General features: G+C 36.6%; 21 protein-coding genes. 20 read left to right on the top strand and 1 reads right to left on the bottom strand.

Translation table 11 applies throughout. From position 1 onward, the window contains the following. Nucleotides 1–101 precede the first annotated feature (101 nt). From DW949_RS04905 to DW949_RS04885, 5 genes are all read left to right on the top strand, one after another. Nucleotides 102–608, top strand: coding sequence for a hypothetical protein (locus DW949_RS04905; protein ID WP_147349045.1), 507 nt, complete (start codon nucleotides 102–104; stop codon nucleotides 606–608). Between the two features lie 84 nt (nucleotides 609–692). Beyond that, nucleotides 693–1,178 carry a MarR family winged helix-turn-helix transcriptional regulator gene (locus DW949_RS04900; RefSeq protein ID WP_233539498.1) on the top strand — a complete coding sequence of 162 codons (486 nt, stop codon included), beginning with the start codon at nucleotides 693–695 and terminating at the stop codon, nucleotides 1,176–1,178. Nucleotides 1,179–1,257: 79 nt separating this feature from the next. Further along, nucleotides 1,258–2,379: an HlyD family secretion protein gene (locus DW949_RS04895; RefSeq protein WP_233539497.1), complete on the top strand. Its 1,122-nt coding sequence runs from the start codon at nucleotides 1,258–1,260 to the stop codon at nucleotides 2,377–2,379. Continuing rightward, complete coding sequence (locus DW949_RS04890) at nucleotides 2,366–3,502, top strand: ABC transporter permease (protein ID WP_118022129.1); 1,137 nt, start codon at nucleotides 2,366–2,368, stop codon at nucleotides 3,500–3,502. The genes DW949_RS04895 and DW949_RS04890 overlap by 14 nt, the downstream gene beginning before the upstream one ends. Further along, nucleotides 3,499–3,933, top strand: coding sequence for a universal stress protein (locus tag DW949_RS04885; protein WP_118022128.1), 435 nt, complete (start codon nucleotides 3,499–3,501; stop codon nucleotides 3,931–3,933). Before DW949_RS04890 ends, DW949_RS04885 begins: the two co-directional genes overlap by 4 nt. Nucleotides 3,934–4,114: 181 nt before the next feature. Here DW949_RS04885 and DW949_RS04880 read toward each other — a convergent pair whose 3' ends face one another. Next, nucleotides 4,115–5,680 (bottom strand): SIR2 family protein, encoded by a 1,566-nt coding sequence (locus DW949_RS04880; protein WP_118022127.1) that lies wholly within the window; start codon nucleotides 5,678–5,680, stop codon nucleotides 4,115–4,117. 272 nt (nucleotides 5,681–5,952) lie between these two features. On the opposite strand from DW949_RS04880, the gene wbaP reads away from it, so the two are divergent. The 15 genes from wbaP (at nucleotide 5,953) to DW949_RS04805 (ending at nucleotide 23,673) form a co-directional block, all read left to right on the top strand. After that, on the top strand, nucleotides 5,953–7,404 hold the full coding sequence (wbaP, locus tag DW949_RS04875; RefSeq protein ID WP_233539496.1) for an undecaprenyl-phosphate galactose phosphotransferase WbaP: 1,452 nt from the start codon (nucleotides 5,953–5,955) through the stop codon (nucleotides 7,402–7,404). Between the two features lie 192 nt (nucleotides 7,405–7,596). Then, nucleotides 7,597–8,841: an AAA family ATPase gene (locus tag DW949_RS04870; RefSeq protein ID WP_118022126.1), complete on the top strand. Its 1,245-nt coding sequence runs from the start codon at nucleotides 7,597–7,599 to the stop codon at nucleotides 8,839–8,841. A 5-nt stretch (nucleotides 8,842–8,846) separates the two neighbouring features. Further along, nucleotides 8,847–9,497, top strand: coding sequence for an HNH endonuclease (locus DW949_RS04865; RefSeq protein ID WP_118022125.1), 651 nt, complete (start codon nucleotides 8,847–8,849; stop codon nucleotides 9,495–9,497). 388 nt (nucleotides 9,498–9,885) lie between these two features. Next, nucleotides 9,886–11,637, top strand: a complete 1,752-nt coding sequence (locus DW949_RS04860; protein WP_118022124.1) for an LTA synthase family protein — start codon at nucleotides 9,886–9,888, stop codon at nucleotides 11,635–11,637. A gap of 146 nt (nucleotides 11,638–11,783) precedes the next feature. Beyond that, on the top strand, nucleotides 11,784–12,647 hold the full coding sequence (locus DW949_RS04855; RefSeq protein ID WP_118022123.1) for a glycosyltransferase family 2 protein: 864 nt from the start codon (nucleotides 11,784–11,786) through the stop codon (nucleotides 12,645–12,647). 18 nt (nucleotides 12,648–12,665) lie between these two features. Continuing rightward, complete coding sequence (locus DW949_RS04850) at nucleotides 12,666–13,619, top strand: glycosyltransferase (protein ID WP_118022122.1); 954 nt, start codon at nucleotides 12,666–12,668, stop codon at nucleotides 13,617–13,619. A 22-nt stretch (nucleotides 13,620–13,641) separates the two neighbouring features. Then, entirely contained in the window at nucleotides 13,642–14,487 is an 846-nt protein-coding gene (locus DW949_RS04845) for a glycosyltransferase (protein ID WP_158570638.1), read from the top strand. Between the two features lie 8 nt (nucleotides 14,488–14,495). Continuing rightward, nucleotides 14,496–15,275, top strand: coding sequence for an ABC transporter permease (locus DW949_RS04840; protein WP_118022169.1), 780 nt, complete (start codon nucleotides 14,496–14,498; stop codon nucleotides 15,273–15,275). A gap of 17 nt (nucleotides 15,276–15,292) precedes the next feature. Then, the gene (locus DW949_RS04835) at nucleotides 15,293–16,030 is read left to right on the top strand and encodes an ABC transporter ATP-binding protein (RefSeq protein WP_118022120.1); all 738 of its coding nucleotides are present in this window, start codon (nucleotides 15,293–15,295) and stop codon (nucleotides 16,028–16,030) included. Nucleotides 16,031–16,047: 17 nt separating this feature from the next. Continuing rightward, the gene (locus DW949_RS04830; RefSeq protein WP_118022119.1) at nucleotides 16,048–18,558 is read left to right on the top strand and encodes a glycosyltransferase; all 2,511 of its coding nucleotides are present in this window, start codon (nucleotides 16,048–16,050) and stop codon (nucleotides 18,556–18,558) included. A 97-nt stretch (nucleotides 18,559–18,655) separates the two neighbouring features. Further along, complete coding sequence (locus DW949_RS04825; protein ID WP_158570637.1) at nucleotides 18,656–20,350, top strand: DUF563 domain-containing protein; 1,695 nt, start codon at nucleotides 18,656–18,658, stop codon at nucleotides 20,348–20,350. Then, complete coding sequence (locus DW949_RS04820; RefSeq protein WP_118022117.1) at nucleotides 20,351–21,334, top strand: glycosyltransferase family 2 protein; 984 nt, start codon at nucleotides 20,351–20,353, stop codon at nucleotides 21,332–21,334. Continuing rightward, nucleotides 21,327–21,740 (top strand): FdtA/QdtA family cupin domain-containing protein, encoded by a 414-nt coding sequence (locus tag DW949_RS04815; RefSeq protein ID WP_118022116.1) that lies wholly within the window; start codon nucleotides 21,327–21,329, stop codon nucleotides 21,738–21,740. Before DW949_RS04820 ends, DW949_RS04815 begins: the two co-directional genes overlap by 8 nt. Before the next feature lie 25 nt (nucleotides 21,741–21,765). After that, nucleotides 21,766–22,866, top strand: a complete 1,101-nt coding sequence (locus DW949_RS04810; protein ID WP_118022115.1) for a DegT/DnrJ/EryC1/StrS aminotransferase family protein — start codon at nucleotides 21,766–21,768, stop codon at nucleotides 22,864–22,866. Between the two features lie 18 nt (nucleotides 22,867–22,884). Next, nucleotides 22,885–23,673 (top strand): N-acetyltransferase, encoded by a 789-nt coding sequence (locus DW949_RS04805; protein WP_199595750.1) that lies wholly within the window; start codon nucleotides 22,885–22,887, stop codon nucleotides 23,671–23,673. The last annotated feature ends 103 nt before the right edge of the window (nucleotides 23,674–23,776 follow it).

Genomic DNA, 23,776 nt, shown 5'->3' with positions numbered 1-23,776 from the left:
GATGCGGTGTCCCCTTTTGGGCGTGTCTCTATTTTCTTATGGCATTTCCTGCTGCGTTCTTGTTTCCGCCGTGGGCCGGCTGGGAAAATGGGCCGCTGGAGATGTTGCAGAATATCGTCCTGGCCGCCGGAGCGGTCTGTTGTATTGCTCTTTTCCGCAAAGCCCGTGGATGCTACCATCATAGTCTGTGGCTGGCTATAAGCCTCTATTTTCTCATCCTACTGGGCAGAGAACTGAGCTGGGGCCGTGTCTTTATGCTGAAAACGATGACCAATCACGGACCTGTATTTGTCAGTATGCATTCCCTGCCACATCATGTAGTTATCCATGGCATCATTGCCGTGATCATTATGGTGACTATGCTGGCATTCATTGTGCTCATGCCCTGGAGGAGAATTTTCCTGGAAATCCCCGTTCCTGTTCCGGCCTTCTTCTTAATTATAGCAGCCGCAATCGTAGCAGCAATCGCTGATAAAGGACTCCTGACAGGCGGACCTTTTGATGAAAATCTGGAAGAGGAAATGGAATTTCTGGTATATCTGCTTCAATTGTATTTCGTCCGCTGGTATTATCGTGGACTGGAGCATGGGACGCAACAGCCCCAATGAAGGAAAGAAGGCTTAAGTATGGACAAATTCAGAAAAGTGTCTATACTAATAGTTAATAAGCTAACTAATTATAAAGGGATGACAATGATGAAAATAGAAGCGTTTCCGACAAGGGAAGAACTGGAACAACATGCCAGCCTGATGCCTGAAATCAATCCTCCGGCAGTACTGGCCATGCTGCGCATCATGCAGGCTGCCGAAGAAATACGATGCGATATCAATGACGTCTTGGAAAAGAAATATCAACTCAGCGAAGGTAAACTGCGGGTCCTCATTGTCCTGCACCAGCATCCGGAAGGCATTGCACCGAGTTACCTGGCAGAAAAGACGGGAGTGACCAAAGCGACAATCAGTGTCATGTCACAGCGACTGGTACGGGATGGATTAGTAGAAGCCCGGTCGAGCCAGGAAGACCGGCGGACAAAGAAACTGTTGCTGACACCAGCCGGGAAGGCCTATACAGAAAAAGTACTGCCCGGTCACTATCTGCGCATTACGAAGCTCATGGGACGGCTCACGGAACAGGAACAAAACGAACTCATCGGCCTGCTGAAGAAACTGACAGGATAAGTCTGCCTGACAGGACCTGTGTGATATCGTACATAATTAGTTAGCTAGCTAAATATATAGACAGGAAGGACTGTTTAGTATGGACGGACAAAATATGATATGGCGCAGAAAAGCGATGCATATGGGGATATTCTTTATCATCGTCCTCATTGCCGGCGGAATTCTGCTGCTGTATAAGGGAAATGATGCCGTCGCTCAGGGCATCATCAAAAAAGATGGTATCGTCACGGCAGAGCAGGTAAAAGTATCCTTTCAATCAGTCAGTGGCAAACTGATCCGGGAAGCCGTGAAGGAATCGCAGGAAGTAAAAGCCGGCGATATCCTGATGGAACTTGACAGTACCGATGTAGACCTCGATATCGCCAAGACCCGGGCCCAGATTGCTCAGCTCGATGCACAGATACAATCCATGGAAGGGTCTATACAGATTGGCTTTGCCCAGACCAATACGACAGAACAGGAAAGCCGGCGCCAGATAGATCAGCAGCGTGCAGCTATCGATTCGGCCGCGGCCACACTGGTCAATGCTCAGAGGGATTACGACCGTAAAATGGCCCTGTATAGTCAGGGAGCCATCGCCAAATCCGATATGGACGACTCGGAAGCAGCTCTATCTGTAGCCCAGGCTGCCATGAACCAGCAGCAGGAAGGCCTGGCTAAATTACTGGGCGGAGCCGTGGATACCGGTGATACGAATACCATGGTACTGCCGCAGATTGAAGAACAGCGCCAGACTGTAGCCAATAAGGGACATGACAGGGAATCCCTGGTCCAGCAGCGCAACCAGCTACGCGTACAGCTGCAACAGCTGGAAGTACAAAAAGACCGCCTGACCCTGAGAGCGCCGGAGGATGGTAAAATACTGAAACTGCTGGCCAAGAAAGGAGAAATGATTCAGGCCGATACGCCGGTCATCCTCCTGGAAAGCAAACGGAAATATTATGATATCTATGTCAGTGAAAAACAGGCTGTACGCCTTCACGAAGGGCAGGACCTGTCCGGTACGGCCATAACGGATGGACATCGTGTAGCCGGTACAATACGGTTTATCACCCAGGCACCGGGCTTTGCCGACCTGAAGGGCACGAGAGAAAAAGGACAGGCCGACCTTACGGCTTTCCAAATCCGCGTCTACACCAATCCGGAAGAAAAAGTACTGCCGGGTCAGACAATCGAGGTGACCGATCATGAACTCCCTTAAACGTGAGCTGGCTTTTCTCTTTTCCGGTATGGGCATGCCTTATGAAAAAGTGGCTATGGTCGTAGCTGTGGTCTGTGCCGTGTTATTTACAGTGCTCCTGGGAAATAACTATATACAGGATGCCCCGGTCGCCGTCATCGATCTGGATAACTCCAAATACAGCCATCAGGTCATCGACGAAATGGATGCCTCCCCGTATATCCGCATCGATACGGTCCTTCATACAGCAGTCAATCCCAAATCACTGTTTTACCGGGACCGGTTCGCTGCCGTTGTCTATTTCCCAAAAGATCTGGAAAAGAACCGTTACAGCGATGCTGCCGGGACCATTGGCGTATTTTATGACAATACGAGCATTGCCCAGAACGCAGATATCATAGAAGGACTCAATGCCATCGTGGCGATAGAAAATGAAAAACTGGCGGCTCCCACAACATCCCGGGCAGAACGGGGCATTACCCTGCGCGACCGGCTCCTGTTCAATCCACAAGGTTCCGCAGCCAACAATGGGGAAGTCCAGGGATTCCTCTTTTTCTTTTCTTCCATGTTCTTTACCTTTGCCACCATCGGTATGATACCCAGACTGCGCATGACCGGGGAACTGGCCCGGATCCAGCAGGAGGGAACTCCGTTTGCCATACTCGTCCGTCTCGTTCCGTATTGTATCTGCCTCATGACGGCACTTACCGTCGGCATGGTCATCCTTCATTTCCTGAATGACATGGCTTTCGCAGGCAGCCTGCTCCTGTTTTTCCTGACCCAGTGCTTCTATATCCCGGCCGTCGGAATGATGAGCCTGCTCTTTGGGTGGAATGCAGCCAACCCCGGCGTAGCTGCCAGCCGCATGATACTCTTTATTCCTATGGGATTTATTCTTGGTGGTGCCACCAGCCCGATTATGCAGCAAAGCCTGTGGGTCCGCTACTTTGCCCATTTCTTTCCCCTTACCTGGGAATATGAATTTACAAGAGACATTACGATCCGCGGTGCCAGATTCTGGGATATTGCTCCGGAATTTGGCGGATTCCTGATTTATTTCGCCTGCATCCTTATCGTCTTCTGCCTGGTCTTTTACGGGACGAGACAGAAAGAATTGGCCCGTCAGAAGGAGGAATTGTCATGAATGAAGAATTACAGCATATACTGGTACCGGTCGATGGATCCGAACCATCGAGGCGGGCCCTGGAAAAAGCCGTCTATCTGGCACAAAAATGCGGCAGCAGCCTGACACTGCTGACCGTAGTAGATATGAATAAAGAAATCAATTCCTTTGAGCAAGTCAGCACCGGTGGATATATACCGGGAGAACTGAAAGAAAAAGGATACAAACTGCTTCTGAAACTCATGCCCCTCATTCCCGATACGATTCATGCCGAAGCCGTCGTCCAGATAGGGGACCCGGCACAAAACATCGTAGCATACAGCGAAGAACATCCGGTAGACCTCATCATCATCGGCAACCGCGGCCTGTCAGGCCTGAAAAAAATACTCCTTGGCAGTGTCAGCAACTACGTCCTCCTGCGCAGCCACGTACCGATCCTGATCATGAAATAGCTGGTTAATGTTCCGATATCCCTCTTGATTTTTAGAAAAAAACAAGTATACTAAAGGTAAGAACTGGTTATAGGTTTCTCCGTTGGGAGGAACTGATCTACAGGTTCTTGACAGAGATTATTTGCAGGAGCTCGTATCAGGTGTCTTTAAAAGAGGCACTGGAATACGAGCTCCTTTGCATTTATTTACCGTATTTTAACCAATCATAAATTCTTATTAAACGACGAAAACCTGTCTTAAAACTTGATTTTGTTGTTTTAGAAAATATATTAGGATTATTCTCAATAATTTTTTTCAAATGGTCATATAAGCTGTTTGCAGTAATATTTTTTTCAGGCAAAAAACATATTTCCATGTTGACTTTTTCCACTAAATCTAAATTCTTATAATCCAAATTATGTGTTAGATCAATAATTGTATGATGGGAATAATCTTTTCTTGAACGATTTTTCTTTATTGTTTGGCTCAAGAAGTCATCATAACAATTAATATTAGTCTTTTGTCGTATTTCAGGGTAATCATGAGATGCTTTTTTTAAATATTTAAATACTACAAGCTTTTGAACTTGTTTAATTATTTTAGGATAAGCATAGGTGAGAATTTCATCAGCGGTATTATGTATCGTATCCAATAAGATATCTTTATATAGTTCGTCCGCTTCAATTCCTGTTAACCCTTTTGGTCCAAGCTGATCAGGAGAAGCAATAGCTAGCACTAAGTCTTCATCATCCACTCTTACATCATTTATGCCAGCAACATACAGTTTTTGAGTTGGTGTACTAGAAAGTATAAAATTATAAAATTCATTTTTAAACATTCGTAGCATTTTAACAGGCAGTGCGGAACGTTTTTCTTTTAACGCCTCATATAAATCTGCATAATTTGACATAGTTATTTTAGTCATTGGAATGATAGTTCCATTAATATCCATAGAATACGGTGATATAGTAGTTGGCCCATTGTCTCTATCATATTCCACCACAATGAATCTATTTTCTAATTTTTTTAAATTTTCTGTTGAAAGACAATCGGCGATAGAAAAAATAATATTTCTTATATTCTTATCACTTATTGAATAACCAATGAAAATAATTGGATTTTCTAAAAAAATAGTTAATAATTTAGCAGTTAGATAAGAAGCTTTTCTGTTAAATTTATCATAATCACTACTGGTAATGATGATACTATCAGGATTTGAAATTGAACCATGGATTTTATAAATTTCAGCAATATTCTGTATAGAATTAAAAAGTAGTTCTTCCTGACCTACAAAGGTAATATAGTCAGGTGCAATAATATTTAAAAAATTATCGTAGTTTGTTGTTATAAACCCTGCAATATTTCTAGCGGTCAGTGATTTCAAAATATCAATTTCATCTTTATAGGCCAAGTTTAGTTTAGAATTTAAGTCAATATAAGAGGCTATTTCGGCTTTGAATGGAGAACAATTCTCTTGTGTAACTTTTTGCATTAATTCAAAAGGCAATGTACGTATCGATGAATCAGTAAACCATCTGGCATCAAAATCAGCTTTTAGAGCTTCCGCAATATCTGCATAATCTGGTCCGAAAGATTGATAATATTTTGCCCATCCAATTGAATCTTGATTCGTTACAATATTAATAAAGTGTGTTAATAACGTGCGCCAGTCAGGCAAATTAAAATATCGTCTTGAAATACCAGACCCCACAAATAAAAATGGCGTTGTAGGCAATGAACGAATAAAATTATGTAACTCTTGATTCATGATTTCTCCTGCCTTTCCCCAATAAATATATATTTATGTAATAATTCTGTATAGCATTCAATTAATAAATATATTATAACATAAAAATTACGGTCTGAAAAAATTGTATTCTATATCTCCATATCGCCGTGCGGACTTTTCTGTGTTTACGATGTACTAGAGTAGATTTGATGGTACCATAATCGCTCAAAAAACAAATCGTTTTCTCATACTGACAAACTATGGCGGGTGTGTTAAAATGAAACAAGCTACAAACTAGGAGGATTCTGGGAATGAACGGACATGGTGACGTCATGAAAACATCCATTTCTATAAAAAATAAATACAGCACCGTCGTGCTGCCTCTGTTGTGGGTCGTAATCGATTATATAGCTGTCCTGTTGGCAGAACAGCTGTCTTTTTCCCTGCGTAATGCGCTCATTACCAATTCTGCCCTGCATATTTCCTGGCTCAGTTTTCATGTAATTGGGCCAGCTATTTTTATCCTTTTCATGCAGGTTCAGTCTCTGTATACACGGCGCATGCAGTTCTGGCGCATCATTTCCCGTATTTTCAAAGCCAATCTGTATGCCGTCGGTGTGATGATATTTCTCATGTATGTTCTGGAAACGGCCTCCCATACGTCGCGGTTATTTATCGGATTCATCTGGATATTTGCCTTCTTCTTTCTCGTATTATTCCGCTTCATCAGCCGCAAACTATTGAACCGTCTCCATATGCTGCAGCTTCCGGTCCTCATCATGGGGGCAGGAAAGACAGCTGCTATTGTGCTGAAATATTTCAAGGACGATTCCGGTCTTGCCTTTGATTTCATCGGTTTCCTGGAAGATCATAAACCAGAACCGGAAGTCGCCAGACTTATGCCGCATCTGGGAACCTTTGCCGACGCCGAAGCCGTTATCGACCAGACCGGCGTCCAGCACGTCCTGGTCATCGCGCCAGGCCTGAGCAATGATAAAGTACAGGATATCATCTACCGTCTGCAGCCCAAAGTAAAAAACATCGCCTTCATTCCCGATATGGGCACCATGCCACTAGCTACCCTCGATATGGAAACCCTCATCGACGGTCACATCGTCGCCTTCCAGATCCGCAATAACATGGCCCGGCGGTACAATCGTATCATCAAGCGCCTGTTCGATATAGTCTGTACCTGTATCGGCATTATCTGTCTGAGCCCTGTATTCCTGGCTATTTCTCTATGGATATACAAAGACTCGCCGGGTCCTATCATATTCAAGCACCGCCGCGTCGGCCGTCATGGAAAGGAATTCAACTGTTACAAATTCCGCAGCATGTGCGTCGATGCCGATGTCAGGCTCAAAGAACTCCTGGCCAAAAATCCGGAAGCCCGCAAAGAATGGGAGAAAGAATTCAAACTCAAAGACGACCCGCGGATTACCCGTAGCGGTGCATTCCTGCGCAAAACCAGCCTGGACGAACTGCCCCAATTATTCAACGTCCTGAAAGGAGAAATGAGCCTTGTCGGTCCACGCCCCATCATACAGGCCGAAGTTCCCAAATACGGCAAATACATTGAAGACTTCTACATGGTCCGTCCCGGTGTCACCGGCATGTGGCAGACCAGCGGCCGCAGTGACACCACATACGACGAACGGGTCCAGATGGATACCTGGTACGTCCGCAACTGGGATGTCTGGTTCGACATCGTACTCATCTGGAGAACCATAGGAGTCGTATTGAGGCATAAAGGCGCGTATTAGATCTGAACCTTACACGCTAAAAGCCGTCCCCGTGAGGGGCCTTTTTGGCCCAGCAGGTATCGACCAAAGGAAGATGCAGGCTGGTTGCCCAAACGGACAGCAGAAATGAAGCTGGCGCCGTAGGCGTCTGAAGGGGGGTTACTCAAATATAAATTTTATCTTGAATCCTTATAAAATATAGGAGATGATCGGATGAATCAGCATTTTATTACAAGCATATATATCGATAAAATACGGCACTTACAAAATATCACCATTCCATTATCAGAAACGACGTGTAAACATCTGATTCTGACAGGGAAAAATGGCAGTGGCAAAACCAGCGTCATTGAGGCACTGAGTGCGTATTTGTCTATATATACAGAAGATGCCCGTACTATTAATACACTTGAGTATTGCAAAAAGCAGTTGTTGGCGGACAAAGAAAAAATCAAATCATTAGAATTTTTGGATACCCAATATAAAGAGATTTCAGAAAGGATAAAGCAAGACCAAGAGTATATCAATCGCTTTTACCGAGGGATAACTGTCCAATTCAATGACGTAGAAAGCATGCAGTCCAAGGTATATACGGGCGAATACATCTTTGCATACTATAAAGCTGAACGTGAATATACGGCACATAATGAAAAAAACGTATCGAAAGTAGATTTAAAAGAAAAATATGCTATCCATGAGCATCCGGGCCAGGAGTTTGTAAAATATATCCTAAATCTCAAAACAATTGGAGCTATGGCAGAAGTTAGTGGTAAAGCGGAAAGAGCTGCTGAAATCAAACAATGGTTTCATAATTTCGACCATGTTCTGCAAACCATTTTTGACAATGATCAGGCCCATTTGGATTTTAATATTGAAACGTTTGAATTTCATATTATCGTGCCAGGCAGAGAACCATTTACCTTTGACACATTATCCAGCGGATATGCAGCCGTCTTGGATATTGTCGTAGATTTGATGATGCGAATGGAAAAGAAAGCCGGGAAGCGTTACGATTTGGAAGGTGTTGTATTGATTGATGAAATCGAAACACATTTACATCTAGAACTTCAAAAGAAAATCTTACCGATTCTGACAGGTATTTTCCCTAATATCCAATTTATTGTGACGACCCATTCTCCCTTCATCCTAAACTCCATATCTAATGCTGTGATATATGACTTAGCTAATCATACATTAGTAGATAATCCGGAAGGATTGTCTAACATCCCTTACGACGGAATTGTGGAAGGGTATTTCAAAGCATCCATGCTTTCTAATGAGTTAAAGAAAAAATACGAAAGATACAAACAACTAGCTCATAAACAGAATTTAACTGACGATGATTATACAGAAATTGCAGATCTTGAATATTATCTCGATGAAATCCCTGATTACCTGGGATTAGACTTTATGACCGATTACAAAAAACTAAAATTGGAATTATCGCAGAAGGAGTAGGTAAGATGGTAAAATGTGATAAATCCCCGATTGCACCAGCATCTCTGGAAATTGAAAAAGCAAAAGGTAACAGTGGCTCATATCGTAACGATGATGTCGTAACACAGCTGAAGACAGATTTTCATGATAAATGCTATATTTGTGAACTGAAAGGGCTTCAAGATCCTGAAATCGAGCATTTGATTCCACATAAAGGAAATCTTGACTTAAAATTTGATTGGAATAACCTTTTCTGGAGCTGTGGACATTGTAATAGCATAAAAAATCAAAGAAAGTACGACGGCAACATTATTAATTGTTGCCAGGAAGACCCGGAAAAACACATAAAATGTGAATACAAGGACAGACAAGTTTCTATTACAGCTCTAGACAAAGAGCCAACGTCACGCTTGACAGCAGAATTAATTTATGAAGTATTTAATTTAAAAAATACAGGAATGCGAATAAATAAATCTGAATACAGATTCAAAGCTCTACAAAAGGAAATGAATATATTTTATAATGAGTTGCAAAACTACGAAGAACATAAAACTACCATGAATAAAAGACGAGTGATGGTCCGCTTAAAAAGAGATGCTGCATTTGCCGCATTCAAACGAACTTACATACGCAATAATACAAAATATGCTGAATTCCAAGATGCTGTCAGTTTATAATCCCAGCCTACAACGCTAAAAGCCGTCCCCGTGAGAGGCCTTTTGGGCCCGCAAGGTGCTGACTGTAAGAAAGCGCAAGGTGGTTTCCAAAACGGACAGCAGAGATGAAGGAGGGCCACGAAGTGGCGGCAGGGGCTTTACTCACAGATAGAGTCCATATGATGAGTCAAAAAAATTTTTCTATCTAGCAAGAATTATCGTAATCAAATGATAATTCTTGCTATTTTTTTGCTATACAAATACCCCTAAAAATAGCTTAGAGCATTCTCTTAGAACCAAATCCATGTTACAATAATACCTGATTGTAAAAATACTGTAATGTATTTGTTAGATGATTATAAATAAAAGAAATAGAAGTAAGAAAATGCAATAAGAGGTGTTTGTCCTAATGAAAAAATTATGTTTATCAGGTATTGTATTATGGCTTAGTTGGATATTGGCCGTTATATCGTATGGCGAAAAAGAATGGTGGATGTTTTTTCAAACGATACCAGAAATAGTATTATTACTAACCTTTTTGTATTTAATACGTGTTATAAAAAATAAGTGGAAATACGTTGGTCAAGGTATTCTATTTATTTTATGTATCGTTTACTTTATACAATGCATCTATTATTCCCAGGTTGGTGAATTTATGTCAATTTTGGCATTAGAAAACGCAGATCAAGCTTATTTACTTATTCGTCCGGCCTATATTATATGTTTGCTTGTGATTTTAGGTGTTAGCTTTGTACTGGTACAAGGCAGAAAACTCTATTTGTCCAAGCGAAATTTATTCATCTCGATAGTTATCAGTGTATTGTCGGCAGGTGGAGTTTATATCCAGAATACAAATTCACACTTTAATTGGCCGCTCATTCAAAATGTACATAGGGGGGGGACACCAATTGTCTCACTGTCTAAAAATATTGTCAAAAGTATCATTCCTCTTACAAAACAACAGAAAAAAATTGCTGGATATCCTTTTGAAAAAGATTGGATTTATAAAAATCAACTTCCGTTTCCTGTAAAATCTGACAAGCACGTAGAACAGCCTAATATTATCATTATTTTTACCGAAGGTACTTCTGCACGGTTGCTAGACTGTTATGATGGAAAATTAGGAGACGTGACTCCCAATATAGATGCCTTTGCAGAAAAGAGTATGGTAGTAGATCGATATTATAATCACACAGCAGCAACCTTTAGAGGGACTCACGGACAATTGACGTCTTGTTATCCCCGCTACGGAGGTAATGAAAAAGGTGGCTGGGTTGGTAATAAAGCAGGATCCGGCGTATCCAAACAGCTGGCTCAACGTGATTACCAGTCGTTGCCCAAATTGCTAAATGAAAGAGGATATGACACCAGCTTTATCAGCCCACATATGCAAGAGGACCCTTATACGGATTTATTGAATATGTTGGGATTTCATCAAGTCTATACTCGTGATAGCGCAACTGAATTTTTACCTTATAACCCAGAATTCTGGCACAGTTCTCTGACAGACCAGGATATGTATACAGAACTAGTTCAAATATTAGAACACCAAACGACTTCGCAGCCTTTCCTGATAGCTATGTACACATTTGAAACACATACTAATGTAGATACTCCCAATGATGGCATCAAATATAAAGACGGAAGCAATGAAACGTTAAACACATTGCATAATGTAGATAACGCATTCGGATCGTTTTGGAAATATTTTATGCATTCTCAATATAAAGATAATACGATTGTTATTTTTACAGCTGACCATTGTCATTACCATGATAAGCCATTTATGTCACTCGTTGCCAATGATACCGATTATGTAAAATGCTTTCATGACAGGATTCCCTTTATCATTTACGATCCTGTGCATTCCCTGCCTGAACGATATGATGCCCAAAATAACACCTCTTTGGCATTAACACCAACTATATGTCAGCTTTTAGGAATCAATAACGAAAAAAATAGCTTTATGGGTACTTCTATTTTTGAACCTATGGACGCACCACCTATTTTAGCGACAGGACTTGATTTTTATAGCATAGAGGATAATCACGTAATACGGCCTGAGCAACTTGCTGAAAATGATAAAAAGGCTGTTCAACAGCAAATCGAAAAAATATCACTTTTTTATGAATGTGAAAAAGCAAATCACGTATTTCATTAAAAATACTTAACCTTGAGTATAAGATAAGACAAGCTGTTTATTACAGTTTGTATACAATTGAATTGCTGACAGCATGCATTGAATGTGCTAAAATAAAGAAATGCAGTAATGCACTATTTATAGGAGCTGGTTGAGTATAAATTGTCATGAATAATATAGAAATTATCATTCCTACATATAACGCTGGAAAGAAATTCAATGAATTGGCAGGTATTCTGAAACAACAGAAAAATATTACACCGAATAATATCCGTATTATTGATTCATCTTCGACAGATGATACAGTACACATTGCAAAACAAGCTGGTTTCCATGTCCAAATTATTAAAAAAGAAGAATTTGGACACGGTAGGACGCGGAACATGGCAGCTACCCAATCGCAGGCTGATTACCTTGTCTTTCTGACACAAGATGCCATTCCAGCTGCACCTGACGCTATCTGGAAACTGTGCCTGCCATTGATAGAAAATCCGTCAATCGGTTTAACCTATGGCAGGCAATTACCTGTTTCAGGCATTGGCATACTGGGAAATCATGCCAGGTTATTCAACTATCCTGCTCAAAGTTTATTAAAAACAAAAAGAGACATTCCCCGATTAGGCGTCAAAACTATTTTTTGTTCAGATTCATTCGCTGCATATAACCGAAAAAAACTATTAGAGTCAGGAAATTTCCCCGATGTAGATTTTGGTGAAGATACCCTGATAGCAGCTAAATTTATCAAAGAAGGATATGCCGTTTATTACAATGCTGATGCCTGTGTGTATCATGCCCATTCCTTTACCTTATCTGAAGATTTTCAGCGTAGTGTAATTATTGGGAAATTACATCATGACAATCAACCCGTATTTGATTCTTTCGGTGCGGTAAACGGAGAGGGTGTAAAGTTTGTTAAATCTGAACTTTACACGCTGATTTCTCATAAATGCATAAAACTTCTGCCTGTAGCGTGTTTCCATAACCTCGTTAAATTTCTTGGATACCGTCTGGGGAAAAGCAATATTCTATAATCAAGGAGGTTTACCTGGGTGCCTGATTCGTGCTTAGTTACGGTGGTAATGGCTTTATACCATCCCAATTTAAAATGGCTGAAAGAAGAACTTGCCTCTATTGAAAACCAAACATTCAGGCAATTCCAGCTATATATATGGAATGATGATCCTCACGATGAATATCCATATGAAGCCTTTTTCTCACTTCATTTAAAACATATACCATTTAAACTATTTCATGGTCCGAATAATATGGGATCAAATAAAGTGTTCGAAACTTTGACCACATTGGTCCATACTCCGTATATTGCGTATTGTGACCAGGATGATGTCTGGCTGCCAGAAAAATTATCTACTTTAGTGAGTTTGATAGCTCATGAAAATGTGGTGTTGACGTTTAGTGATATGTATGTTATGGATGAAACATCTAAGATTATAGCCGATAGCATAACAGATATACGTCCACGACAAATTATCTATTCTGATGATAATTTAGTTTCCCAATTATTAGCGAAAAATTTCATCACAGGATGCACCATACTGATGCAGACCCAGATTGCTCAAAAGGCTGTTCCTTTCCCTGATATTTTCTTTCATGATTGGTGGCTTGCTGTATTTGCAGCGTTATCAGGCAAAATAGAAAAAGCAGACCGGCCATTGATGAATTATAGAGTATATAGAGGAAATCAGTCGAAACCATTAGCCGGAATCCATTCTAAAGCAGAATATCTCGAAAAATACATCAAGCAATATAAACAATTTATAGATTTATTATCACGGTATTTTGCTGGAGATAAGCGACTTCAGCCATATAAAAGATGGAGTGAAGCGCGTATCTCCTATTTTCAGCGTCCAACATGGAAAAATGCCAGCTATTTATGGAAAAGAAAAAACTGGGCGCCCTCTACGACTAAACTAGAATTGCTCTTACCATTTATTCCGTCATCTATTTTTTCACATTTTCTTCGAAAAATTCAGTCATCACAATAGTTTAAAGAATGGAATGGAAATTATGAATGTAAAGTTAGCAGGTGTCGTCATTCTATATCACCCAGATATCGATGTATGGCATAATATTCAAAGTTATATTTCATCAGTTGAGAAGCTGTACGTTTTAGATAATACAGAACAACCTGATTCATCCGTTGTAAACCAGCTAAAGGAAGACCCAAAGATACAATATATTGCATTTTACGAAAACAGAGGGATTGCATACGCCCTGAATTATGCTCTCACTAAAGCGCAATCTGATGGATATACTTTTTTATTGACGATGGATCAAGATAGTTCGTTTACACAAAGCAATATCTCTGCTTATATAAAAAGAATAAGAGCGTCCGAAAATACGATTAATACGATTGTTTCTTATGCTATTAATTATGGTCCTTTAGACAAATCTAAATTAGAAAATCAAATTATTACATATTATATCACATCAGGATCTGTCCTCAATGTTGATAAAGCTATAGCTTTAGGTATGTTTGATGAAAATTTATTTATAGACCAGGTTGATAGTGAATTTGCCTATCGAGCCAGAATAAGGAAACAGAAAATTATCACTTTTTTTGATATTTACATGCAGCATCAGCTGGGAAATACGAAATGGTATCATGTAGGTGCGTATCAGTTTGCGGTATTAAATCATAGCCCAGTACGAAAATATTATATTTTTCGTAACTTGATATATGTAATGAGAAAATATCCATTTCTTAAATACGCTTACATCAAATATATCCTTAAAGAACTTGTCAAAGTTCTTTTTTTTGAAAAAGATAAATGGAAGAAACTAAAATATATTTTTTCCGCTTTTCAAGATGCCCATAATGGGAAATTCGGAAAATGTACAATCAATGGCTGAGGTGGATCATGAACTGGATTTTAAAAAATAATTTATTTAAATATAAATGGTTGTTAGAAGAACTGGTCATTCGTGACTTAAAAATCAAATATCGCCGATCTGTTCTTGGCTATTTGTGGAGTGTATTAAATCCTTTGTTAATGATGTTAGTACTTACCGTAGTGTTCTCTACAGTTTTTCGTTTTGATATTCCTAATTATCCAGTATATTTATTGACAGGGCAATTACTATTCAATTTTTATAGTGAATCAACGACGATGGCAATGGATTCAATATTAAATGGAGCAGCCCTAATTAAGAAAGTATACCTTCCTAAATATATTTTTCCTTTATCCAGAGTATTATCTACGTTCACAACATTACTCTTTTCATTATTGGCATTATTTATTGTCATGGTAGTTACTAGCACCAGTTTCCACATTACGTTGATTTTATTACCTGTTGTTTTTATATATATGTTGATTTTCTCACTAGGTGTCAGCCTGATTTTAGCCGTGTCAGTTGTATATTTTCGCGATATAAAACATCTCTACGGGGTATTTTTATCAGCATTGAACTTTTTGACGCCTATTTTTTATCCCACCTCGATTTTGCCAGAATGGTTAAAATCATGGATGATTTTTAACCCATTATACGATTACATAGAATTTCTGAGAGATATATTGCTTTATGGTAAATGGCCAACATGGGAAGAAAATTTACTATGTATAGCTTGCTCACTTGGCTTTTTAGCCGTAGGCATGTGGGTTTTTGAAAAACATCAGAAGAATTTTATACTTTATATTTGATTTGAGCGAGGATAGCCATGGAGAATGCAGTAGAAATAAAAGACGTGTCTATGCGTTTTAACTTAGCAAAAGAACGAGTAGATAATATAAAAGAATGGGTCGTTAGAAAATTAAAGGGAAAAGGTGTATCGTTCGATGAATTTTGGGCGTTAAAAGATATTTCTCTAACTATCCCCAAAGGAGATTCGTTTGCTCTGATTGGATCAAACGGCAGCGGTAAAAGTACCTTATTAAAAATTATTAGTGGCGTATTGACACCTACCTACGGTACCGTAACATTAAATGGCAGTCTTGCTCCCCTCATTGAATTAGGAGCTGGATTTGATATGGATCTCAGTGGCAGAGAAAATGTGTTTCTAAATGGTGCTATCCTTGGTCATAGTAAAAAAATGATGGAAGAAAAGTATGACGAAATCATGGATTTCAGTGAGTTAAAAGATTTTGAAGATGTCCCTGTAAAAAATTATTCAAGTGGCATGATGGCACGGTTAGGTTTTTCCATTGCTACCCTCGTAAAACCAGATATTCTGATTGTAGATGAAATCTTGTCTGTTGGTGATCACTCTTTTCAGGAAAAATGCTCAAAAAGAATGGAAGAAATGATGAGTGGAGGAACAACTGTAATTTTAGTTTCACATGATGAATCAATGGTAAAAAAAATCTGTCGTCATGCTGCCTGGATTAACAAAGGACATTTAATGTTTGTAGGAGATAGTGAAGTGGCAGTAGAGCATTATCTCTCTAGTATTGGATAATTGATGAGGAGCTTCTAATGTTTGAGAAAATCAAAAAAATAAAAAAGTTATCTATTTACGATCCACAAGCTGTAACTGCACTATCCGTTTTCTTAAATGGTCCCCGTACTTCTTTAAGAAAAATGGTAATACTATCTTTTAACTTGCTATATCATTTCGGGAAAAAAGCAAAAAAATATAAACATCGAAAAGATTTTTATCGAAATCAACAATTGGTCGAAACATGCTGGCCTAAACTCGATTGTGCGCCTAAAAATCATGTAGCTGTTATTATAGCAGAATTATCTATCCCTCAATGTAAGATGTATAGGGTTGATAATAAAAAAATAATTTTAGAAAATCTAGGATATACTGTATATATTATTGATTGGCATGAGCAAAGTGAAGCTATTAGCTATCTTCAAATTGCTGATTATGTTATTTTTTATCGAGTACCATATACTTCGATAGTTGCCGACTATTATAAAGAAGCTGACCGACTTCATTTAACGAAATTTTATGATATTGATGATTTAATTTTTGATATTCCGCTGTATAAAAAGTATTTAAAACAAGCTAAAATTAAACTTAATCATTTACAATTAAAACAATTATTAGAAGGAGCGCAATATTATAGAGAAGCTATCCTTCATGCAGATGTATTTTTAACTAGTACAAAACAAATTTTAGATGTATATAACAGCATTAACGAACAAAAAAAATCTTTTTTACTACAGAATGGAATGGTTAAGGATATTTTTAAATTTAGAACTACTAAAAAGAATTTTACTAAAAAAGATATTCGTATTTTTTATGGAGCTGGAAGTAATACGCATGATGCAGACTTTGATATGATTCACTTGGCAATATCTGATATTTTAAAGCGATATCCTAACGTACATTTATATGTAATAGGACAACTAACATTAAATCCAGTTTTTATGCAATATAAGAATCAAATACACCGTATTTCAAGATTATCTGCAAAAAATTATTTTAGAGAAATTGCAAAATACGACATTGCATTAATGCCATTAACAGATACTTTTTTTAACAATTGTAAAAGCAATATTAAATTTATAGAAGCTTCAATTTTAAATATACCGTCAGTAGCTTCTGATTTAATTGAATTTAATAATGTTATAGTAGATGGTAAAAATGGCTTTTTGGCGAAAAATAATTATAATGAATGGTATACAAAAATAGAAAAGTTAGTACTTGATAAAAACCTAAGAAACGAATTAGCAAAAAATGCATTCCAAAGTTGTAAATCTTTATATGGAATTCAAAAACAAACAAAGACTATGGAGGAAATATTACGAAAATGTAAAATCCCTTTGATTGATTATGACAAAAAAAATAATTCTCAATTAAATATATTACAAGTTAATTTATATTTTGGATTAAACTCATTAGGTGGGGCAACTATAGTTGTAGAAAATATTGCTGAAGAAATGGCTAAGATAGAAAATACTATTGCTGCTGTCTCTGTTTTTACCATTCATCAATCAGATCCCGCGGGCATAGGAACTATACGCAAATATAAGTCACATGGAAGCATGGTTTATTCTTGCTCAGCCAATCTGAATGAGTTTACTGAAATTGACAACCCAATTATTGATGATGCATTTCGATTAACGCTTAAAACTGTCAAGCCAGACATTGTGCATTTACATGCTGTACAGGGATTTGGCTATGGTATAGGTAAAATTTGTTCAGAAAATAATATTCCATATGTTATGACATTGCATGATAGTTGGGCTCTTTGTCCTAAATTGTTTATGGTGGATGATGAAGGCAATCACTGTATTCAATATGGAGATTCTATAGATATTTGTGAAAATAGATGCCACTTAAATGCTGATTGGATTGCTACAAGAAGAAATTATTTATTTAAACTGCTTAAAAATGCTGCCCAACTATATGTGCCGTCTTTTTATGCACAAAAAACAATGCAAGAATTGATTCCAACATTTCAATATTTGGTTAATAAAAATGGCATAGAGAATTTTGACGGAAAGAATCATAGAGAATCCAGAACAAAAATTAAATTTTTATTTGTAGCTGGGGAGGCCAAAGTAAAAGGATTCAATCTAATTTACCAGGCTCTAATGAAGTTATTAGATTATGATTGGGAACTTGTTCTTATCATGCCCTTTGGCTCACCAAAAACAAAATGGCCTAAAGATCGAATTAAAATTTTAGGACGTCAAAATAGAGAGCAAATGAAACAGCTTTATAAAGATGTTGATGTATTATTATTCCCATCACTTGGGTATGAAAGTTTTGGACTTACTGTTAGAGAAGCTATTAGTTCCGATTGCTTTGTTATCGTCAGTGACTGTGGTGGACCTGCTGAAGCTGTTGTAAATGGAGAAAATGGTACAATTGTTCCTAGAGGTAATTTGAAAGCATTGAAAAATGCTATTGAAGAAATTTTACAAAATTCTAGTAAATATATAAATTATAAGACTCAAAATTATGGAGATATTAGAAGCTACAAGGAACAAGCTGAAGAATTAATTGAAATGTATATGAGGATAAATTAATTAGTAATTCAATAACTGGTTAAAGCTTGAGGTGAATTAGTTGAGACGATATGCACTTTACTCATTATTTAAATTTTTTCACAAGATGCATCTTACTTTGTTTTCAGAAGTTGTAGCATATTATATTATTAAATTAACAAATTTGTTTGATAATAATTATTATCGATGTCAAAGAGAGGATCTTTTTCACATCGATAAACCATTATGGCACTTTGTAAGACATGGATATAAAGAAGGATTATCTCCCTGTCCTCTTTTCGATTGTAAATTTTATACATCTAAATATCCAGATATAAATTGTTCTTTCATTAATCCGTTAATTCATTTTATATTGTTTGGAGATAAAGAATATCGAATTCCACATCCTCTCTTTGATACATTTTTTGTTTATAAAAAATATTCTCAATCTATACCAAAAGGCCAAACTTCATTGGAATATTATGTAAATGTTGGGATAAAAGAAGGAAAAATATGTTCTCCGATTCTGTCAGATTCTTTACATGTAGGAGATTCTGTTTTTATTAATCCATCTATCTTCAAAGATCAGGAATGTCAGGTACAATTATGTAAGATAAGAGAAGCTTTAAACGATAATAATATAGTAAAAGCTGTAGAACTTTTTGAAATGATGACTAAAGACAGTGTATATATTAGTCAACTGAAGAAAAAAGTTGTTAAAATCGATTATGCATATAATCATGGGAAAACATTATACAAGAAGAATAATAATTATAATGGACTGACCGACAGTTCTTTCACTTACCCCAGAGAATATATTAACTTATATAAAGATGTTTGTGTTATAGGTGGATCACGTTATATATATAAGGATAACATAATATTTCATGATGAATTATCCGAATTTACTTCTTCAGACTATGGTGTAAAAAGATGGCAAATATTAGAAAGAGTATATGACAATGAGGAAATAAAGGGATTATTGTTTAATGTCACTAAAAAAAAGAACAATGTAATAGACAAGGGCATATTAATATCATGTGATCATGACAACAACTACTTTCATTGGCTAAATGAAACTTTGCCAATGGTTGTATTCGCATTAGAACATGAAGAAATTTATAGAGATTTCCCTTTATTAATACCAAAAAAAATTCATTATAATTTTAAATGCGCATTGCATGTGCTGCTGTCTCAATTAAAAAATAATAAGAAAATAATTGAATTAGAAGAAAATGAAATTTATAAAGTAAAAAAGCTTGTCTTACCTTCAGATTTATCACGAATATTAGATAGATATCATGGGGATACAAAAATCGGTACTGATATTATACTCAATCCAATTTATATAAAGAAAGTCAAAGAATTATTACAATTATCAACAAATCCCCTGTCCCCATCCCGAAAAATTTATTTGACGCGGAGAAGTGGTACATATCGAAAAGTCTTAAACGAGGAACAAGTTGAGATTTGCATGCTAAAAAGAGGATTTGAAGTCATAGACTTAGCGGGAGTATCATTTGAATATCAACAAACAATTTTTGCTCAAGCTAAAATTGTTGTGTCGCCTACGGGAGCAACTATGACAAACATGATTCTTTCTCCAAAAAATTCTATATATGTTGTCCTTTTTTCAAACCATCCACAAGAATTGCCTCAGATATACAATGGGCACAATGTTGACTTATGGAGTCAATTAGCTGATATCTGCAATATACATTTGATTGAATTTTTTGGACACCGGGCATATCATCGAGAAGATTTACATGATGATTTTGTCATTGACATTCCTGAATTGGAAAAATTATTGGATAAATTGGAGGAAAATAGCTAAATGTTACCAGATATATCTGTTGTTTTAACAACTTATAACCAGGGAAAATTTATAAAAAAAGCAATAGATAGTATTTTAAGCCAATCATTTAATAATTTTGAATTAATTATCGTAGACGATGGTTCGATAGACGATACAAAAAGAAAAATCGACCAATACTCAGATTCTAGAATTAAAAAGGTATTTAAACAAAATGAAGGGCCAAGTAGTGCTTCCAATGTTGGGATTTCATTGGCTAAGGGAGCATGGATTGCATTAATGTCAGGAGATGATATTTCACTGCCAGATCGTTTACAGGTTCAATATGAATTTGCCAATTCATTTAATTATAAGATTTGTTTTGGTCTTCCTATAATAATTGATGATGAAGATAATATTATTCCTGATGAAGATTTTCCTGTATTTTTTTCAGATCATTCTTTCTCAAATAGAAAAGTGTTCAAAAGGTTATTTGAAAAAGGAAATTATTTTTGTGCGCCTACAGCTTTTTTTCAAAAGGATATCATCGAGGAAAAAAATCCCTTTCTTATCTCATCGCTACAGCTTCAGGATTTTGCATGCTGGTTAAGTTTGTCAAAAAAATATGATATGCCCATTATTAATAAGAGATTAATTAAATATCGAAGGCATGCCAATAATATTTCATCAAAAAATAATAATGGACGCATGGAATTTGAAATGAAGATGATTTATAAAAATATATTGAATAATATGACTTGGGAGCTGCTTCATGAGATTTTTCCTAATCAGTTTTCAGTTGCATCAATGAACGATAAGAGATGCTTTGAGATTGAAAAGTCTTTTTTACTGTTAAAGCAATCTATAAAATCTGTTCATGAAGTAGGTTGTGAAAAAATATGGAATTATATAAATGATGACGTAATGTGCTCAATACTAAGTACAAAATATAATTTTAATTATCTTGATTTTTTTATGGAAACTGGTAAATTTAATACAAATGAAAGGGATGAATCAAATGACTGATAATAAAACTATTAAATTATTGGACTTTAAAATTCACGGAGATAATAGGGGGGGATTAATAGCTTTAGAGGAGAACAAGGATATACCTTTTAATATTAAGAGAATCTACTATATATTTGATACAAAAAATAATGTCATTAGAGGAAAACATGCCCATAAGTCATTAGAGCAGGTTTTAATTTGTGTTCATGGCGAATGTAAGATTTTACTAGACAATGGTACCAAGCGAAAAACTGTTACATTAGATAAGCCGGATAAAGGATTGTATATCTCAAATGCCATTTGGAGAGAAATGTTTGACTTCACGAATGGTGCGGTTCTATTAGTTTTAGCATCAAAATTATACGATGAATCAGATTATATCCGACAATATGATGAATTTTTAAAATTTATACATAAAAAATAATTTTATTGAAAGTGGGGATTTTAAAATGAAAGTACCATTTGTCTCGTTTTTACCTATGGAACATGAATTAAATGATGATATTCATCGAGCTTTTGAAAGAGTTTTTGATTCTAGTTGGTATATTGAGGGAAAAGAAGATGAACAATTTGAAACTGCCTTTGCCAAATATTTAAACATAAATTACTGTATAGGTTGTGGAACCGGATTAGATGCCCTAATGTTGAGCCTAAAAGCTTTAGGTATCAAAGAAGGGGATGAAGTTTTAGTACCCTCTAATACTTTTATTGCTACTGCTTTAGCAGTTACATATTCAGGTGCTAAACCAGTTTTTGTTGAACCAGATATTAATACATTTAATATCAATCCTAATGAAATTGAAAGTAAAATTACATCCCATACTAAAGCAATAATTATAGTTCATTTATATGGACAACCATGTGACATGGATCCTATTCTAGAAATAGTTCAAAAATATCATCTACTTTTAGTAGAAGATTGTGCACAGGCACATGGAGCTACTTATAAAAATAAGAAAGTGGGTACATTCGGTAATGCAGCGGGATTCAGCTTCTATCCTGGAAAGAATTTAGGAGCCCTTGGCGATGCGGGTGCCATAGTTACGAATGACAAAATAACTGCTTCTAAAGTACGAGCATTGGGAAATTATGGATCAGATTATAAATATCACCATATTTATCAAGGAAATAACAGCAGATTGGATGAATTACAGGCAGCTTTCTTAAGTGTAAAATTACCACATTTAGACCGTATGAATAAAGAACGTCAACGCATTGCTAGCAGATATATTAATGAAATAAATAATCCTCAAGTTATTTTACCTCATGTAATAGAAAACGTTAATCCTGTTTGGCATATCTTTGCTATTCGCTGTGCTAAAAGAGACGAATTAGAAAAATATTTGAACGATAAAGGTATAGGAACCAATAAACACTATCCCATTCCAATGCATTTGCAAAAAGCTTATAGTAATTTAAATATAAAAAAAGGTGATTTGCCGATTGCAGAAGAAATTAGTTCGACTGAATTAAGCATTCCTATGTTTTATGGCATGACAGATGACCAGGTTTCTTATGTAATAAAAATGATAAATAGTTTTAATAAATAAAAATCAAGGAGAAGAATCGTGAATACAATAGATGAAACAGCAAAAATTTGTGATGATGTCATACTAGGAAATAACATTAAGATTGGAAAAAATGTCTATATTGATCACCGAGTTATCATAAGAGACAACGTAACAATTGGCGACGATTGCTTCATTGATGCAAATTGCATTCTTGGTGAATATCAAATGGATTTTTATCAAACTCATGATCTAGGCAAACACCCATTAATAATTGGAAACTCTTCAATAATTCGGAGTGGCACAATTATTTATGGGGATACAACAATTGGAAATCATTTTTCAACCGGACATAACGTTACCATTCGTGAAAAGTCATCAATTGGTCATCATTGCAGTTTAGGAACTTTAGATGATATTCAAGGACATTGTACGATTGGCAACTACGTACGTATGCATAGTAATGTACATATTGGTCAACAATCGACTATAGAAGATTTTGTTTGGATTTTTCCGTATGTAGTATTGACAAATGATCCTACACCTCCATCTGAAGTAATGAAAGGTGTTACTGTTAAAAAGTTTGCAGTTATTGCTACTCAAAGTGTAATATTACCTGGAGTTGTTATAGAGAGCGATAGCTTAATTGCTGCTGGTGCAGTAGTTACAAAAAATGTTAATCCATTTGAAGTAGTGGGTGGCAATCCTGCTAAAGTTATTTCCGATATTCGCAAAATAAAAGATAGAAAAACTGGAAAACCCGTTTACCCTTGGAGATATTCTTTTAAAAAATATATGCCATGGGAAGATACTGACTATGATGCATGGATAAATAGCTTAAATAGGTAGTATAACATGCGCTTTTATTAATTATTCATTAATAAAAGCGCATGTATGATATTTATAGTAGAAAAATTTATATTTAAAGATTATTTGCTATTTTTTTACAATT

The sequence above is a fragment of the Megasphaera sp. AM44-1BH genome (genome assembly GCF_003467125.1).
Lineage (GTDB): Bacteria > Bacillota > Negativicutes > Veillonellales > Megasphaeraceae > Megasphaera.
Note: the sequence above shows the minus strand (reverse complement) of the source record. Positions and strands in the feature narration are given on the sequence as shown.